We start from the raw sequence: 15909 nt of genomic DNA, 5'->3' as shown, positions 1-15909 counted from the left end.
TAGAAAGTACTCGTTCGCCTCTGACGACCCTGTGCCCCGTTTGCTGCCGCATAGGCAGCTTAGAAAAGAGCGGATCAGCCAGGCACATTTCCAGCTCGGTTTGCTGCCGCATAGGCAGCTTAGAAACAGGGCAAACGCTACACAACGCGGATGGAAGTGTTTGCTGCCGCATAGGCAGCTTAGAAAGTGAAGGTGACGCGCCCGCCGGTCACGGTCATGTTTGCTGCCGCATAGGCAGCTTAGAAAGGATGATGGTCGGCTTACGCTTGCGCGAGATCGTTTGCTGCCGCATAGGCAGCTTAGAAATATGACAACCTGCCGGAAAGCCTGCGCGCCGCGTTTGCTGCCGCATAGGCAGCTTAGAAACAGTTCGGCAGCGGGTATCGACAGGAAGCGCCGTTTGCTGCCGCATAGGCAGCTTAGAAAACAGTGCGCCCTGGTAAACGTCGGTGATGATCGTTTGCTGCCGCATAGGCAGCTTAGAAAGTACCGGGGCGCGACACAGACCGCCCAGCCTTGTTTGCTGCCGCATAGGCAGCTTAGAAATTGTCCAATGCTTCGCTGATCTGGTCGAATGTGTTTGCTGCCGCATAGGCAGCTTAGAAAAGGCCTTGATGGATGACACCTCTGGTCGCTGGGTTTGCTGCCGCATAGGCAGCTTAGAAATTGAAGACCTGCTGCTGCGTCTTGGTGGCCGCGTTTGCTGCCGCATAGGCAGCTTAGAAACTCAATCGTTGCTGTAACGACAACATCCGCTCGTTTGCTGCCGCATAGGCAGCTTAGAAAACCTCGACCTGACCCAGCTTGAACGATGTGCGGTTTGCTGCCGTATAAGCAGCTTAGAAAAGTCCATCAGTTCAGACACGGTCATGTTTATTGTTCGCTGCCGCACAGGCAGTGCAACTGAGTTTGCTAGTTTGGTGGTGTATGGCGATTTCTATTTGTCTATTCACTTTTTAAAGCAGGAAAATCTACGTTGATTGATTTATCCGTCAATCGATTGATTTTTCTGGATTTTCATTTGTTTTTGATGGTTGTTTCGTCTGTCGTAAACGAATACGTATCCTTACTCTCCAGGTGGGTATGGCGATTTGGGCTTGCGGAAGCTTTTTAAATGATAATAGAATCGATTCTCATTTAATGTTTCTTGTCTACTAGCCAGCGGTCCTTGCGTTTTGCCTTTTGCATGGCGCTGTTTGATTTTTCCGGCTTTGACCAATGTCCACAGCCTTTGGCCGACCGAGCAATTGGGGCGGGCGAAGCGTGTGTTTTTGATGGAATCACCGATGAAGTCCAAAGCAGCAAAACGCCGCTGGGTGCTGGTTGCGCTGGCGGCGCTGGCGTTGGGTGCCTTGGCCGTTCAGGCAAGCCGCCCCGAGCAGCAGTTTGAAACCACGCCTGTCGTGCTGGGCGAGATCAGCGCTACGGTGGCTGCCGTGGGCACCTTGAAGCCCAGCCGCTATGTGGATGTGGGCGCGCAGGTGTCCGGACAGATCAAGCGTTTGTTGGTTGCGCCTGGTGATCAGGTCGAGCAGGGACAATTGCTGGTGGAGATCGATCCCAGCGTGCAACAGGCCACGGTGGATGCCGGGCGTGCGTCGCTGGCGGGTTTGCGCGCGCAATTGGCCGAGCAGCAGGCTCAGTCGACGCTGGCGAGTCAGCAGTGGCAGCGTCAGCGGCAACTTGAACGCCAGGGGGCGACGCGTCAGGAGGACGTGCAGACGGCCCAGGCCAACCATGCGGTGGCGCAGGCGCGCATACGCCATGTGCAGGCCCAGATCGAACAGACCCAGGCCACACTGAAAGCGGATGAAGCACGACTTGGCTATACGCGTATTTATGCGCCTATGGCCGGCACGGTCATCGGGGTGCAGGCTCGCGAGGGGCAGACGCTGAACGCCACCTATCAGACGCCTACGATTCTGCGTATTGCTGATTTGGGAACCATGACGGTTTGGACCAGCGTGTCCGAGGCGGATGTGCGCCGTCTTCAGGCCGGCATGCCGGTGTCTTTTACAACCTTGGGCGATCAAGGCGAGTTGCAGGCGCGGCGTTGGAGCGCACGGGTGCGCCAGATCATGCCGGCACCCGAAGAAGCGGTGCGCGAAGAGGGTAAGGAGGCACAAGCCACAGCGACGCAGGCCGTGATGTATATGGTGCTGTTCGATGTGGATAACAAGGATGGCGAACTGATGCCGCAGATGACGGCGCAGGTGCTGTTCGAGACGGCGCGGGCCGAGCAGGCCTTGCTGGCTCCTCTGGTCGCTTTGAGCCCCGACCCGCAAAACGCCCAGGCGCATCGCTTGCAAGTACTGGCAGCGGGCAAACTGCAAGACAGGCAGGTGCGGTTGGGCGTGCGTGATCGTCATCAGGCGCAGATACTGGATGGTGTGGCGCAAGGCGAGCAGATCGTTACTGCCGTGGTGCCGGTGGAACGCGGCTGGCGGTGGTTGCAATGGTAGGGGCTGATCCTGCATTGATCGAGTTGCGCGGCATCAGCCGTATTTATGGCGGTCCGCCCAGCGGCAAGCCGGCCGTGCAAGTGTTGTTCGATATTGATCTGACCTTGTATGCCGGGGAGTTCGTGGCTATTGTCGGGGCGTCCGGATCGGGCAAGTCCACCTTGATGAACGTGTTGGGTTGCCTGGACCGGCCAAGCAGCGGCACTTATTTGTTCCAGGGGCGGGATGTGGCGCAGCTGGATGCCGACCAACTGGCTTGCCTGCGGCGCGAAACCTTTGGTTTTGTGTTTCAAGGTTACCACCTGATCCCTACCGAGACAGCCGCCGAAAACGTGCAGATGCCGGCGATTTACGCGGGCCTGCCGGTGCAGGAGCGCGAGGCCCGGGCTCTGGCTTTGCTGAGCAAGCTGGGCTTGTCGGACAAGCCGGACAACCGGCCTAATCAGTTGTCCGGCGGGCAACAGCAGCGGGTGTCCATTGCGCGGGCTCTGATGAACGGCGGACAAGTCATTCTGGCCGACGAGCCCACGGGCGCGCTGGATTCGCGCAGCGGGGCCGAAGTCATGGCCTTGCTGCGCGAGCTGTCCGATTCTGGCCATACCATTATTTTGATTACGCACGACCATCAGGTTGCGGCGATGGCCGATCGCATCATCGAGATTCGCGACGGCCGCATCCTGTCGGACAAACGAGCAGCAGCGTCACCGGTGGGTGGGTCGGCAGCGCCGCCGTCCCCCCCCAAAGAGACCGTTCGCGCGGCATGGAGTTCGGAATTTCGGGATGCGGCGCGGGGGGCGTTGCGCAGCATGCTCATCAATCGTTACCGGACGGCTTTGACCTTGCTGGGCATTATTATCGGGGTCGCGTCCGTCATCGTGATGCTGGCGGTGGGCGAGGGAGCGCGTCAGCGCGTGATTGCCCAGATGGGGACCTTGGGCACGACGGTGATGTATTTGGGCAGCATGTCACCCTCCAGCGGCTTGCCGCGCGGGGAGTTGACGCAGGAGGATTTGCGCGCCGTGGGCGAACTGCCCGAGATTCGACGGGTCATGCCGGTTATCGGCGATCCGATCACGGTGCGGCGCGGCAATGTGGACAGGCAGATCTACGTTTTCGCGGCCAACGAGTCCATGCCGCAGATTCATCAGTGGCCGCTGGCGCAGGGACGCTATTACACCGATGCAGAAGATCGGGATCTGGCACCGCTGGTGGTACTTGGGCATCGGGCCGCGCGACATTTTTTTCCCGAACCCCAAAGTCCCTTGGGGCAGCAATTGCTGATCGGCAACTCCTCGTTCGAGGTCATCGGGGTCATGCAGGAGCGCGGAGCGGATTCGGGCGTTCAGGATTACGACGATATGGTGTTCATTCCGTATCAGTCGGCGCGGGCGCGAGTCTATCAGGCTCAGACTCAGCCCGATTATGTGGTGGTGGAAGCGCAAGACAGCAGCGTGGTGCTGCAGGCCGAGCAGGCCATGCGCCGTCTGCTGACGCAGCGGCATGGCGGGCGTGAAGATTTTTCTATTGGCAATGCCGCGGCTCGTTTGCAGGCCGAGGAGTCCACCCGCCAGTCGATGAGCATGATGCTGGGCCTGATCGCCGCCGTTTCCTTGGTCGTTGGTGGCATCGGCGTCATGAATGTGATGCTGATGACGGTCAGGGAGCGGACCCGTGAAATCGGCATACGGATGGCTACGGGCGCTCGTCAGGGGGACATATTGCGCCAGTTTCTGACCGAGGCCGTCATGCTGACCGTGACAGGGGGGCTGCTGGGTGTGCTGGCGGGAGCCTTGATCGGTACGGGTCTGATTATCGGTGGGGTGGATGTGGTTTTCTCGGTCAGTGCTGCCTTGGGCGCGTTTGCCTGCGCGGTGCTGACGGGGGTGGTGTTCGGGTATATGCCGGCACGCACGGCGGCGGCGCTCGATCCCGTGCAAGCCTTGGCTGGGGAGTAGCAATGCGCGTTTCTCGATGGACCTTGGCGATGCTTGGCGGACTGTTGCAGGCATGTGCGCCTCTGTCTCCGAATATAGATGTGGTTTTGCCCGCACTGCCCCCGGCCTATGAACAGGGCGATCCGGGTGGCGCACGCGACGGTGTGGTGCTGGCCTCCGAATGGTGGCGCGCGTTTGGCAGCGATGGCTTGGATGTCCTGATGCAGCAGGCCGTGACACAGGCTGCGCCCTTGCAGCAGGCACAGGCCCGGGTGCTGCAGGCGCGTGCCCAGGCCAGGATGGCCGGCGCGCGTCTGTGGCCCGAGCTGGAGGGGTCGTTGTCGGCGCAGCGCCAGGCACCGTTTGAAAGCCGGCATGGGCCGGCCAGGTCGGACTATGTAGCCGGTCTGGTCATGCGTTATGAACTGGATGTGTGGGGCCGCAATGCCGCATTGGCCGATAGCGCGACAGCGCAGGCTCAGGCGGCGGCCTATGAGCTGGATGTATTGCGTGTCAGCGTGCAGGGCGAGGTCGCATACTTGTGGCTGCAGATGCTGGGCGACAGGCATAGGCTGCGCATCGCCCGCGATAATCTGGCCGTGGCCAGGCGTTTACTGGCGCTGCTGGAAGCGCGATCGCAGGCCGGTGCGGCATCGCCGCTGGAACTGGCCCAGCAGCGCGGCCTGCTAGCCAGCCAGCAGCGTGCTTTGCATGGGCTGGAAGCGGTGGCCGTGCGGAACCGGCTGGAGTTGAGTGCGTTGTTGGGGCAAGTGCAGGTCTTGCCCGAACCACAGGACGATATATTGACGCTGCATGTGCCGTCGGTGCAGACGGGGCTGCCTTCCGCCTTGCTGGGCCAGCGGCCGGATATCGCGCGTCTGGAGGCCCGTTTAGCCGCTGCGCAGGCCGATCTGCGCGCTGCCCGTGCGGCCTTGTATCCCAGCTTGACCTTGGGGGCGAGCACCGGTGCGCGGGGCGATCATTGGCGTAAAAGTCTGGAGCATCCCGTCTATAGTCTGTTAAGTGGTTTGGTGGCCCCTATTTTTAATGCGGGCCGCCTCCAGGCGGATGCACAGTGGAACCACGCGCGTTTGCAGGAGCTGTTGGCCGAGTACCGTCAGGGAGTGGTGCAGGCTTATGTGGAAGTCGAAGATGTGTTGGCTCAGTTGCGCGGAATCGATGCGCAGGCACTGGCTAACGAGCAGGAATGGACTCAGGCACGGTTGGCACTGAATCTGGCCGAGACCCGTTACCGCGCCGGTTCTGAAACCTTGCTGACTTTGTTGGATGCGCAGCGCTCCTTTTATGCTGCCCAGGATCTGCGCGTGCAGTTGACTACGAATCGTTTGCAGGCCCGCGCAGATTTGTTCAGGGCCTTGGGCGGGGGCTGGCAGGCCCCCGGTGCCTAATTAATCCTGCCGGCCCGACGCCCGCGCTTCGGCTAGTTGCCTGTCCTTGTCGGTAACGCTGGACAGGCGGCTTAGCCGGCGGCCAAGCCAGCGCCAGAGCTGATCCATATAGCTATAGACGACAGGCACGAAAATCAGGCTTAGAACGGTCGAGCTGATCAAGCCACCGATGACGGCGGCGGCCATCGGCGAACGGAACCCGGCGTCGGCACCGCTCAGAAACAGAGTGGGCATCATGCCGGCCACCATGGCCAGCGTGGTCATGATAATGGGGCGGGCGCGTTCGCGGCCGGCCTGCATCAGAGCACTGCTCAGGTCCATGCCTTGTTCGCGTTTACGGCCAGCGAACTCCACCAGAAGAATGGAGTTCTTGGTCACAATGCCCATCAGCATCAGGATGCCGATGATCGAGGCCAGATCCAATGCCGCCTGGTACAACAACAGCCCGCCAATGGCGCCGACGATGGACAGAGGCAGCGCCACCAGAATGGTGATGGGTTGCAGAAAATCGCGAAACAGCAGCACCAGCACGGCGTATACCATCAGCACGCCAAAGCCCATGGCCAGTCCGAACTTGTCGAACATTTCCTGCATCATCTCGACATCGCCAGTATCGCTGCGGCTGATGCCTGCCGGCAAAGACTGCAAGGCGGGCAAGGCATCGATTTTTTCAAGCGCCTGCCCCAGGGTGTGGCCGGGCAGCAGATCGGCACCGACCGAGATGCGTTGCTGGCGATCCAGCCTGTCGATGCGCGCCGGCCCGGCACCCATATGTAAATCGGCCACGGTCAGCAGTCCTATGGCATGGTCTGCGGTGCCATTGGGAATGCGCAGCAGACGCAGGGTATCCAGGTCCTCGCGCATGGCTGGTTGAATCAGGACGCGTATGGGCACCTGGCGGTCCGGCAAGGAAAAACGGGCCGACTCCGTATCGGTTTCGCCTATGGTGGCTACGCGCAGCGCGGTGCCGATTTGCGTGCTCGTTACCCCGCTTAGGGCAGCCTGTTCGGCATTGATCTGAACACGCAGCTCGGGGCGCAGCAACGGTTCGTTGACATGTACGCCGGCCAAGCCGGGCAGTGTGCGCATCTGTGCAGCCAGTTCGTGGGCGGTGTGCGACAGTAGTTGCGGGTTGGTGCCCAGCAGGGTGATGCTCAGATCGCGCTCTTCGCCGCGTCCTCTGAAGAAATAGCGCAGATCGCTGAATCCGGCCAGCTTGTCGTGCAATTGCTGTTCGACTTCATTTTGGCTGTGGTTGCGCTGTTTATAGGGTTTAAGACGTATCAACAGGCGTCCTCGTGATACGTCCTGCGCGCCGCTGGAGTCTGTGCCGCCTGCAGTCGCAAACACGGCGGATACGTCCTCGTGTTCTTGGATGATGCGGCTTAGATCCTGCAGACGGTGGTCGGTTTGTTGCAGCGTCGAGCCAGGGGGCAATGTGACGTTCAAATGGCTGATGCCCACATCAGAGGCGGGTAGAAAGCCCGAGGGCAGAAGCGGTACGAGCAGCAAGGACAGGGCGAGTACACCGACTCCGCAGAGTAGCGTCAAACGGCGGTGGCGCAAGGCCAGGGACAGCAGTGTCAGATAGCGGCTCATCCAAGGCCCTTGCCGCTCGCAATGAGAGGCGTCGGCAGGCTGTAGCAGATAAGCGGCCAGCAAGGGCGTGGCCAGGCGGGCCACGAGCAGCGAGGCCAGAACGGCGGCAGAGACGGTCACCCCGAATTGCTCGAAGTATTGGCCGATATAGCCGCCGATAAAGCTGACCGGCAAGAACACTGCGACAATGGCGGCGGTAATCGCAATAACGGCGGGGCCGATGGCGTCAGCTGCGTCGATGGCTGCCTGAAAGGGACGCTTGCCCATGGCCAGATGACGTTCAATGTTCTCGATCTCGACGATGGCGTCATCGACCAGAATGCCGATCACCAGTGTCAGGGCCAGCAAGGTAATGCTGTTCAGGGTATAGCCCAGCAGCGCCATGACGGCGAAGGTGGGCAGGATGGACAGCGGCAAGGCAAGGGCTGCAACCAGTGTTGCCCGTCGATTGCGCAAGAAGATCAGCACGACCAGTACGGTCAGCACAGCCCCTTCCAACAGCGCCGTCATGGATGTCTTGAAACTGTCGTAGGTGTAGTCCACCAATGTCAGAATTGGCGTGACCTTTATATGGGGCTCGCGCTCCTGTAACTGCGCCAGCGCCTGGCGTACGTGCTGGTCGACCACCGTATCGCTGGCGCTCTTGGCGCGATAGATGGCAAAGCCCACGACGGGCTGTTGGTTCAAGCGGGCTTGCTGGCGAATCTCTTCGTGTCCGTCCTGGACATCAGCCAGTTCGGACAGACGAGCCCAGCGTTGATTGCCCAGGCTGATGGGCAAGGCGGCCAGTGCTTGCAGGTCGGGCTGCCCTCCCAATGTCCGTATGGCTTGTTCCTGGCCGTGCAGCTGGGCGCGGCCGCTGGGCAGATTGACGTTCAGATGCCGCAATTGCGTATTGATTTCGGCGGCGCTGATGCCCAGAGCCAGCAAGCGTTCGGGCTTGAGTTCGACCCGGATTTCGCGTCGTACGCCGCCCATGCGCTCGACCTGCTCGACGCCGGGCACCGCCAGCAAGGCGCGGCGCACGGTATTGTCGACGAACCAGGACAGATCGGACGCAGACTGCCCGTCCCCCGCGACAGCGTAGTAGCTCAGCGCTTCGTCCTCGACATCGACCCGGCTGATCTGGGGTTCCTGGATGGAGCCGGGCAGTTCCGCCCGTACTTTGGCGATGGCATCGCGCACATCGTTGACGGCGCGATCCGGATTCACATCGAGTTGAAACTCGACACTGCCTTGGTAGAGTCCATCGCTCAAGGTGGAGCTGATGCGTTTCAGGCCGGGTAGCGCAGCCAGCACGTCTTCGATAGGACGCGCCACATCTAATTCCAGCTCGCTGGGTGCCGCGCCGGCTTGCGCGATGGAGATCGACACCACAGGAAAGCTGACCTGGGGACTGGCCTGAATGGGCAGTATCTTGAAGGCCAGCCATCCGCATAAAGTCAGAATCAGGAACAGCACGATCGTAGGGACGGGGCGGCGTATCGCCCACGAGGACAACTGAAAATTCATGGGGCGTCAGAGGCCTGGCTGATTGGGGTGATTTCCTGACCGTCGCGCAGCAGGGCGGCGGCTTGAGCGACGACCTGTTCGCCGGCCTGCAGGCCGGAGCGGATTTCCACCAGGTCTTGCTTGTATTCACCGATTTGTACCTGGCGTCGGCTGACGGTGCGATCTGCGCCGACCACCAATACGGACAGACGGCCGGAAGCATCGGCAACAATGCTGTTGGCAGGCACGACGACCGGCAGGCGGCGCACGGGCAAATCCAGCAAGGCATGGGCAAACAGTCCAGCCCGGGCCGGGCCGACGGTTTCGTCCAGGGCAATACGCACTTTGCCCAAGCGCGAATAGGGATCGACGCGCACGGCAACCAACCTGACTTGTCCTGGCAGCGGTTGTTCGTGGGCGGGCAACTGGATGCGGGCGGGCAGACCGGTCTGCAATTGGGCCAGGTCCCCGGCGGGCAGTTCTCCTTCCAGCTCCAGGGTGCCTTGCGCGGCCAGAATGAACAGGGGCTGGGCACCGCTGACGGCCCCCTCCTGGGCATGACGCCGCAATATCAGTCCGGGCTCGGGGGCGTATATGATGGTCTTGTCGAGTTGTTCCTGTGTCTGCTTGAGGCTGGCCTGAGCGTGATTGACTTGCGATTGAGCGGCGTGCAGGCGTGCCAGGGCTGTCCGCGCCCGCATCTTTTGCTCATCGATCAGTTGGGCGCTGATCGGACCGGTGCCCAGGGCACTGAGTCGCGCGTGGTGGCCGCGCGCCTCTTCATACTCGGCCTTTTGTTCGCGCAGCCCCGCCTCGGCCTGTTTGAGTTCTGCTTTGGCTTGGTTTACCAGTGCCAGTTGTTCGCCATCATCCAGTTCGGCCAGTATCTGTCCGGCATCGACTTGGTCGCCTTCTTCGGCCAGGATGCGGACAATACGCAGTTGGGATTGAGCGCTGCTGATGGCAATTTCATTTTTGGCAACCAGCGTGCCGAAGATGCGCAGCGACCGGGACCATTGTGCTTGCTGCGCCACGGCAGTGCTGACCGATGGCGGGGCCGCAGAAATGTCGGTGGAGGCTGGATCGGTCTGCTGCACAAGCCAGAAGACGGCGGGTAGCAGGATCAGTCCAGAGAGCAGGAGCCGACGACGTGTCAACCAGGCAGCAAGAGAGTTCATGTGACCAATCAAGAGGCAAAGGGGCGGCGCGACACTGGCGCCGGCATCTTCGCATCATGGCGACATGCTCGTTGATAAACAGTGAAGAGACAGGAAGGGCGGCGGGATTAAGAGCGTAGGTCGCCGCGCCCGATTGCAACGATGGCGCGCAAGCCTGCGCCGTGTTCCGATTTGCGCCGCGTGCATCACGCGGCAAGGGCCTTAGGCGCAGGTGGGCTGCACGACACGACGGCAGGCCTGGTCATCCAGCAGGCTGGCGGCGGCTTCGTCCAGCAGGATGTGGACATTGGCATGGCGTTTAAGGGCGGTAAACGGCAGCGCTTCGGTAATGCCGCCGTTCTGGTAATTGAGCATCGTGCGCGCCTTGTGTTCACCGGTGACCACCAGCACGATTTCGCGCGCGCTCAGAATGTCGTGTATGCCCATGGTAATGGCCGATGCGGGCACCTGGTCCATGGAATCAAAAAACCGGCTGTTATCCACGCGCGTGCGTTCGGACAGCGCAACCACGTGCGTGCGGCTGTCAAAGGGCGTGCCCGGTTCATTAAAGCCGATATGACCGTTGGTACCCACGCCCAAAAGTTGCAGGGCGACACCACCGTGCGCGGCAATCGCATCCGAATAGTCCTGGCAATGCTGCTCAAGCTCTACGCTCAGGCCGTCGGGTAGACGCAGGCGCGCCTCATCGAAGGCCAGGTGATTGAACAAATGCTGGTGCATGTAATGGTTGTAGCTTTGCGGATGCACTGCCGACAGGCCCACATATTCGTCCAGATTGAAGCTGCTGACGCGCGACACATCCAGCTTGCTGTCCTTGGCTTGCTGGACGAAACGGGCGTAGATGGGCTCCATAGTCCCGCCGGTGGCCAGTCCAAGGACGGCCTGCGGATCGTTGCGGATGAGTTCGACCAGGCGTGCGCTAAGGTGACGGGCGATGGCGTCGGAGTCAGGAAAGACAAGGAACATAGTGTCGAGTGTCTGCGTGTAAAAGCGAATCGGATTGAAAAAAAAGCTTCGCCGCAGGGCGGCGAAGCAATCAGCTTGCGTGGATTCTAATGGCAGCCTAAGTCTACGTCAGTACATTTTTTTGTGCTCAGGCCAGGGCTCAGTCCTGTTCTTTGCTTGTTTCGCCCAGAAAGCCGCCGCTTTGGCGCGCCCACAGGCGGGCGTACAGGCCGCCTTGTTGCAACAGTTCCTGGTGACTGCCTTGCTCGACGATGCGGCCCTGATCCAGCACGATCAGCCTATCGAGCGCAGCGATGGTGGACAGGCGGTGGGCGATGGCGATCACCGTTTTGCCTTGCATCAACGTATCCAGGCTTTCCTGAATGGCGGCTTCGATCTCCGAGTCCAGGGCGCTGGTGGCTTCGTCCAGCAGCAGGATGGGGGCGTTTTTAAGCATGACGCGCGCAATGGCCACGCGCTGGCGCTGGCCGCCCGACAGTTTGACCCCGCGTTCACCCACATGCGCGTCCAGGCCTTGGCGGCCCTCCTGATCGTGCAGGCCGGCTATGAAGTCGGTGGCGGCGGCCCGCTCGGTGGCCTGCTCCAACTGTTGCTCGGTGGCGTCGGGGCGTCCGTACAGAATATTGTCGCGCATCGAGCGATGCAGCAAAGAGGTATCCTGGGTCACCATGCCGATCGCTTCGCGCAGGCTGTCTTGGGTTACATGGGCAATGTCCTGGCCGTCGATCCGTATCGTGCCGTTGTCTACATCGTGAAAACGCAGCAGCAGATTGACCAGCGTGGACTTGCCCGCGCCCGAGCGTCCGATCAGACCTACGCGCTCGCCCGGCTCGATGACCAGGTTCAAAGAGTCGATGATCTGACGGCTTTTGTCGCGATAGGCAAAGCTGACGTTCTGGAACTCGATCCGTCCTTGTTGCACTTGCAGTGGGCGGGCCTCGGGGGCGTCCACCACGGTGGGCTGGCGCGTCAGGGTGTTGATGCCGTCCTGAATGGTGCCTACGTTCTCGAACAGGCCGGTCAGCTCCCACATCATCCACTGGGAATGGCCGGTCAAGCGCAGTGCGACGGCCATGACCGCCGCCACCACGCCGGCGGAGATGTCGCCCTTGGACCACAAGTACAGCGCCAGCCCCGAAGAACCCAGCAGCATCAAGGTGGCCACGACATGATTGGCCACTTCAAACTGGCTGACCAGACGCATTTGCGCATAGCCGGTTTCCTGGAAGCGTTCCATGGCATGCCGGGCGTGCAATGCTTCGCGCCGGGTATGCGCGAACAGCTTGACGGTGTTGATATTGGTATAGGCATCGGTAATGCGGCCTGTCATCAGGGCGCGGGCGTCGGCCTGCTTGCTGCCTATCTTGCCCAGGCGAGGCACGAAGTACCAGCACAGCAGCCCGTAGCTGATGACCCACAGCAGGAAGGGAATCATCAACTGGCGCTCAAAGCTGGCGGTCAGAATAAGTATGCTGATCAGGTAGGCACCCATGCCGACCAGTACGTCTACCGTCATGAACAGCGTATCGCGCACCGATAGAGCCGTCTGCATGATCTTGGTGGTGATGCGGCCGGCGAACTCGTCGGCATAGAAAGACATGCTCTGGTTCAGCATCAGCTTATGAAATTGCCAACGCAATCGCATCGGAAAGTTGATGGCCAGTACCTGATGCATGATCAGGGTGTGCAGTCCCAGCAACAAAGCGCTACCCAGCAATATGCCGGCGATGCCCAGCAAGGTCGGTCCGTGCTCTGTCCAGAATAGTGACGGGTCGACCGACGGCAGCCAGTCCACGATGTAGCTTAATAGGCCGAACAGCAGCGCCTCGTAGGCGGACAAGGCAACCGAGGTGATGATGGACAGGGCGAGCCAGCCGCGCGAACCGCGTGTGCAGGCCCAAAGAAAGGCTAAAAAGCCGGTAGGGGGAATGTCAGCGTGATGTTCGGGGTAGGGGGAAACACGTCGTTCGAAAAAAGACAGCACCAATAGGGCTCCGGCTGGCAAGCCTGCGCAAGGCAGGGTAGGGATCATGGAAGCGTCGCCTGCAGGTTAAAGGCGGCGCGTTCCGATCGTAACGCACGCCGGGTTGCATTGGCGTGAAATTCCCGTGCCGGTCGCGGCGCTGCCGTTGTGCGCTGCGTTTGTTTGGCAGGGGCGCAGCAGATGGATGCCGCGCCGCCTCTGTGCCGGGTCAGAACGCGGCGACCTGGCCGTCTTTGCGGGGGTCCGAGCCGCCCACGTAGTGTTCGCCCTGACGCAGAATCAATTGCGCACCGCCAAAGGCAAACACGCCGCTGCCGCTTTCCACCTGTATGTCGTGACCGCGTTCACGCAAGGACTGGATGACGACGGGATCGAAATCCGGTTCCACGGCCACGCCGCGCCCACCGGTGACGCGCCAGCGTGGCGCATCGGCCGCTGCCTGCGGATTCTGGCCGTACAGCAGCACCCGCAAGGCCATTTGCACATGGCCCTGGGACTGGAACGGGCCACCCATGACGCCAAAGGACATTTGCGGCGTCCCGTCTGCATTCATGGCAAAAGCCGGAATAATCGTGTGCGACGGGCGTTTGCCCCCAGCCACCAGATTGACATGATCGGGACGCAGACTGAAGCCATGCCCCCGGTTTTGCAGGCTGATGCCGGTGCCTGGCACCACCACGCCCGATCCGAAGCCCATGTAGTTGGACTGAATCAAGGACACCATCATGCCGCTGGCGTCGGCGGCGGTGACATAGACGGTGCCGGACGGGCCGGGCAGGCCATGTCCCGGGTCGCCGGCCTGGTCGCGCCGTATCAGTGCAGCGCGTTCGCGCAGGTACGCATCGTCCAGCAGGTGCTCGGGCGGGTGGCGCATATGTTCCAGGTCGGCGTGGTGCTCGTACAGGTCGGCAAAGGCCAGTTTCATGGCTTCGATGCTCAGGTGTACGGTATCGGCATGGTCCAGGGGTTCGCGCCCTATGCCTGCGTGCTCCAGGATGCCCAATGCCATCAGCGCCGCCAGTCCCTGGCCGTTGGGTGGAATTTCGTGCAACACAGAATGGGCGAATGGGCGGCTGATGGTGCCGCACCAGTTGGCGCGGTGCTCGGCCAAGTCCTGTTCAGTCAGAGCGCCGCCATGCGCTTGAGAAAAGGCGGCAATCCGTTTGGCCAACTCGCCGGTATAGAAGTCGCGGCCTTGCGTGGCGGCGATGCGCTCGAGCGTATCGGCCTGATCCTGATTTCGGTACCACTGGCCCGCGGCGGGAGCCCGTCCTTCGGGCAGGAAGGCTTGCGCAAAGCCGGGTTGATCGCCCAGGCGCAATCGGCCCAGCTCCCAGAGGCGGGCGATAATGGGCGAAACGGCAAAGCCTTCGCGGGCATAGTGGATGGCAGGGGCCGCGACCTGTTCCATGCTCAGTGCGCCGAATCGATTGGACAACTCTGCCCAGGCGGAGACGGCACCGGGCACGGTGACGCTTTCCCAGCCTTTGTCGGGCATTTGCTCGCGACCCTGGAAACGCTCGGGCGTCCAGGCACGCGGGGCGCGGCCCGAGGCATTCAGGCCGTGCAGTTGCTGGCCGTCCCAGACAATGGCGAAGGCATCGCTGCCTATGCCGCAGCCCGTGGGCTCGACCACGGTCAGGGTCTGGGCGGCAGCCAGTGCGGCATCGACTGCGTTGCCGCCAGACAGCAGCATGCGCAGTCCGGCCTGGGCGGCCAGCGGGTGTGATGTGCTGACCATATTGCGGCCCAGCACGGCCGATCGTGATGAAGGGTAAGGATTGGTCCAGTCCATGCGGTGCTCTGTCGTGTCGTTATTGAATGTGTACGCCGGCGGCATCGATCAGGCGCTTCCAGCGCAGGCTGTCCTCGCGCACCAGAGTGATGAACTCATCCCGGCTGGTGCTGCGCGGCGCGTCTACGCCCAGGCTTTGCAGACGCTGGCGAACGGCGTCGTTCTGGATGCTGGCGTTAAAAGCAGCATACACCTTGTCCCGGATCTCGTCGGGCAATCCTGCCGGAGCATAAAGACCGAACCAGGTCAGGGATTCGTAGTCGGGCAATCCAGCCTCTTGAAATGTCGGCAGCTCGGGAGCCAGGGCGGAGCGCTGCCTGCCGGTCACGGCCAGGGCGCGCAACTGACCGCTGCGCACATAAGGCATGCCGGTAGGAATCGCATCAAGCAAGACATGGATCGAGCCGGCCAGCATGTCGTTGATGGCCTGTCCGGTGCCGCGGTAGGGCACATGCGACATCTCGATGCCCGCCTGATTCAGAAAGGCTTCGGTGCCCAGGTGAACAATGGTGCCATTGCCGCTGCTGGCATAGTTCAGTTCCCCCGGCTGTGCGCGTGCATGGGCAATCAGTTCGCCCAGCGTCGTCGCCGGTACGGATGGAGTCACCAGCAGCACGCTGGCGGCATCGCCCAAGTGAGCGATGGGCGTGAAGTCTCGCTCCACCACATAGGGCAATGATTTGTACAGATGAGGGGCAACGGCGTGCGTGCTGCTGGTGGTCAGCAACAGGGTGTACCCATCGGCTTTGTTGCGGGCTACTTCGCCAGTCCCTATGGTGCCGCCTGCGCCGGTACGATTGTCCACCACGATGTTGGCGTTCAGTTCTTTGGCGGCTTGCTCGGCGATCAGACGACTGATCACATCGGTGGCCCCCCCCGTGGGAAAGGGCACAATCAAGCGAATGGGGCGTTCGGGCCAGTTGCCGGCCTGGGCGCTCAGGCAGGCACTGGCCAATAGTGCGCCGGCCAGGGCGCGCAGGGGACGTAACCAGCGGCTGCGTCGGTTCGCTTGGCCGGGCGGCAGTGATGTGGGGTGTGTGGTGGTCATCAGGGCTCCTCCAGTAATAAAGAGATGATAGGAAAGCCACTGA

The 15909-nt window shown here is 61.5% G+C and carries 9 protein-coding genes and 1 CRISPR repeat array (1 of these 10 running past the window's edge); of the genes, 3 read left to right on the top strand and 6 right to left on the bottom strand.

Annotation, left to right across the window (positions count from 1 at the left end):
• Positions 1 to 846: direct repeats of the CRISPR family, unit length 28 nt; unit sequence GTTTGCTGCCGCATAGGCAGCTTAGAAA; it reaches 1222 nt to the left of the window's first position.
• 440 nt (positions 847 to 1286) lie between these two features.
• The 3 genes from AADW57_RS12925 to AADW57_RS12915 are packed head-to-tail and all read left to right on the top strand — an operon-like array spanning position 1287 to position 5805.
• Positions 1287 to 2462, top strand: a complete 1176-nt coding sequence (locus AADW57_RS12925) for an efflux RND transporter periplasmic adaptor subunit (RefSeq protein WP_341667302.1) — start codon at positions 1287 to 1289, stop codon at positions 2460 to 2462.
• Positions 2456 to 4417 (top strand): ABC transporter permease, encoded by a 1962-nt coding sequence (locus AADW57_RS12920; RefSeq protein WP_341667301.1) that lies wholly within the window; start codon positions 2456 to 2458, stop codon positions 4415 to 4417. The genes AADW57_RS12925 and AADW57_RS12920 overlap by 7 nt, the downstream gene beginning before the upstream one ends.
• A 2-nt stretch (positions 4418 to 4419) precedes the next feature.
• Positions 4420 to 5805, top strand: coding sequence for an efflux transporter outer membrane subunit (locus tag AADW57_RS12915; protein WP_341667300.1), 1386 nt, complete (start codon positions 4420 to 4422; stop codon positions 5803 to 5805).
• Here the strand turns inward: AADW57_RS12915 and AADW57_RS12910 are convergent, their stop codons facing one another.
• The 6 genes from AADW57_RS12910 to AADW57_RS12885 form a co-directional block, all read right to left on the bottom strand.
• Positions 5806 to 8916 (bottom strand): efflux RND transporter permease subunit, encoded by a 3111-nt coding sequence (locus AADW57_RS12910; RefSeq protein ID WP_341667299.1) that lies wholly within the window; start codon positions 8914 to 8916, stop codon positions 5806 to 5808.
• The gene (locus AADW57_RS12905) at positions 8913 to 10073 is read right to left on the bottom strand and encodes an efflux RND transporter periplasmic adaptor subunit (RefSeq protein WP_341667298.1); all 1161 of its coding nucleotides are present in this window, start codon (positions 10071 to 10073) and stop codon (positions 8913 to 8915) included. The genes AADW57_RS12910 and AADW57_RS12905 overlap by 4 nt, the downstream gene beginning before the upstream one ends.
• Positions 10074 to 10274: 201 nt before the next feature.
• A complete protein-coding gene (nagB, locus tag AADW57_RS12900; RefSeq protein WP_341667297.1) occupies positions 10275 to 11039 on the bottom strand; it encodes a glucosamine-6-phosphate deaminase in 765 nt (254 codons plus the stop codon).
• 139 nt (positions 11040 to 11178) lie between these two features.
• Positions 11179 to 13023, bottom strand: a complete 1845-nt coding sequence (locus AADW57_RS12895) for an ABC transporter ATP-binding protein (RefSeq protein ID WP_341669703.1) — start codon at positions 13021 to 13023, stop codon at positions 11179 to 11181.
• 208 nt (positions 13024 to 13231) lie between these two features.
• Entirely contained in the window at positions 13232 to 14818 is a 1587-nt protein-coding gene (locus AADW57_RS12890) for a gamma-glutamyltransferase family protein (protein ID WP_341667295.1), read from the bottom strand.
• A gap of 19 nt (positions 14819 to 14837) precedes the next feature.
• On the bottom strand, positions 14838 to 15866 hold the full coding sequence (locus AADW57_RS12885; protein WP_341667294.1) for a Bug family tripartite tricarboxylate transporter substrate binding protein: 1029 nt from the start codon (positions 15864 to 15866) through the stop codon (positions 14838 to 14840).
• Between the last annotated feature and the right edge of the window lie 43 nt (positions 15867 to 15909).

The organism is Alcaligenes sp. SDU_A2, assembly GCF_038237375.1.
Lineage (GTDB): Bacteria > Pseudomonadota > Gammaproteobacteria > Burkholderiales > Burkholderiaceae_B > Alcaligenes.
This window is presented reverse-complemented; position numbering and strand designations above follow the sequence as displayed.

Excerpts from the sequence above, each read along its gene's own strand:
- AADW57_RS12925 (WP_341667302.1), top strand. The coding sequence starts at position 1,287 with ATGAAGTCCAAAGCAGCAAAACGCCGCTGGGTGCTGGTTGCGCTGGCG.
- AADW57_RS12920 (WP_341667301.1), top strand. The coding sequence starts at position 2,456 with ATGGTAGGGGCTGATCCTGCATTGATCGAGTTGCGCGGCATCAGCCGT.
- AADW57_RS12915 (WP_341667300.1), top strand. The coding sequence starts at position 4,420 with ATGCGCGTTTCTCGATGGACCTTGGCGATGCTTGGCGGACTGTTGCAG.
- AADW57_RS12910 (WP_341667299.1), bottom strand. The coding sequence starts at position 8,916 with ATGAATTTTCAGTTGTCCTCGTGGGCGATACGCCGCCCCGTCCCTACG.
- AADW57_RS12905 (WP_341667298.1), bottom strand. The coding sequence starts at position 10,073 with ATGAACTCTCTTGCTGCCTGGTTGACACGTCGTCGGCTCCTGCTCTCT.
- nagB (WP_341667297.1), bottom strand. The coding sequence starts at position 11,039 with ATGTTCCTTGTCTTTCCTGACTCCGACGCCATCGCCCGTCACCTTAGC.
- AADW57_RS12890 (WP_341667295.1), bottom strand. The coding sequence starts at position 14,818 with ATGGACTGGACCAATCCTTACCCTTCATCACGATCGGCCGTGCTGGGC.
- AADW57_RS12885 (WP_341667294.1), bottom strand. The coding sequence starts at position 15,866 with ATGACCACCACACACCCCACATCACTGCCGCCCGGCCAAGCGAACCGA.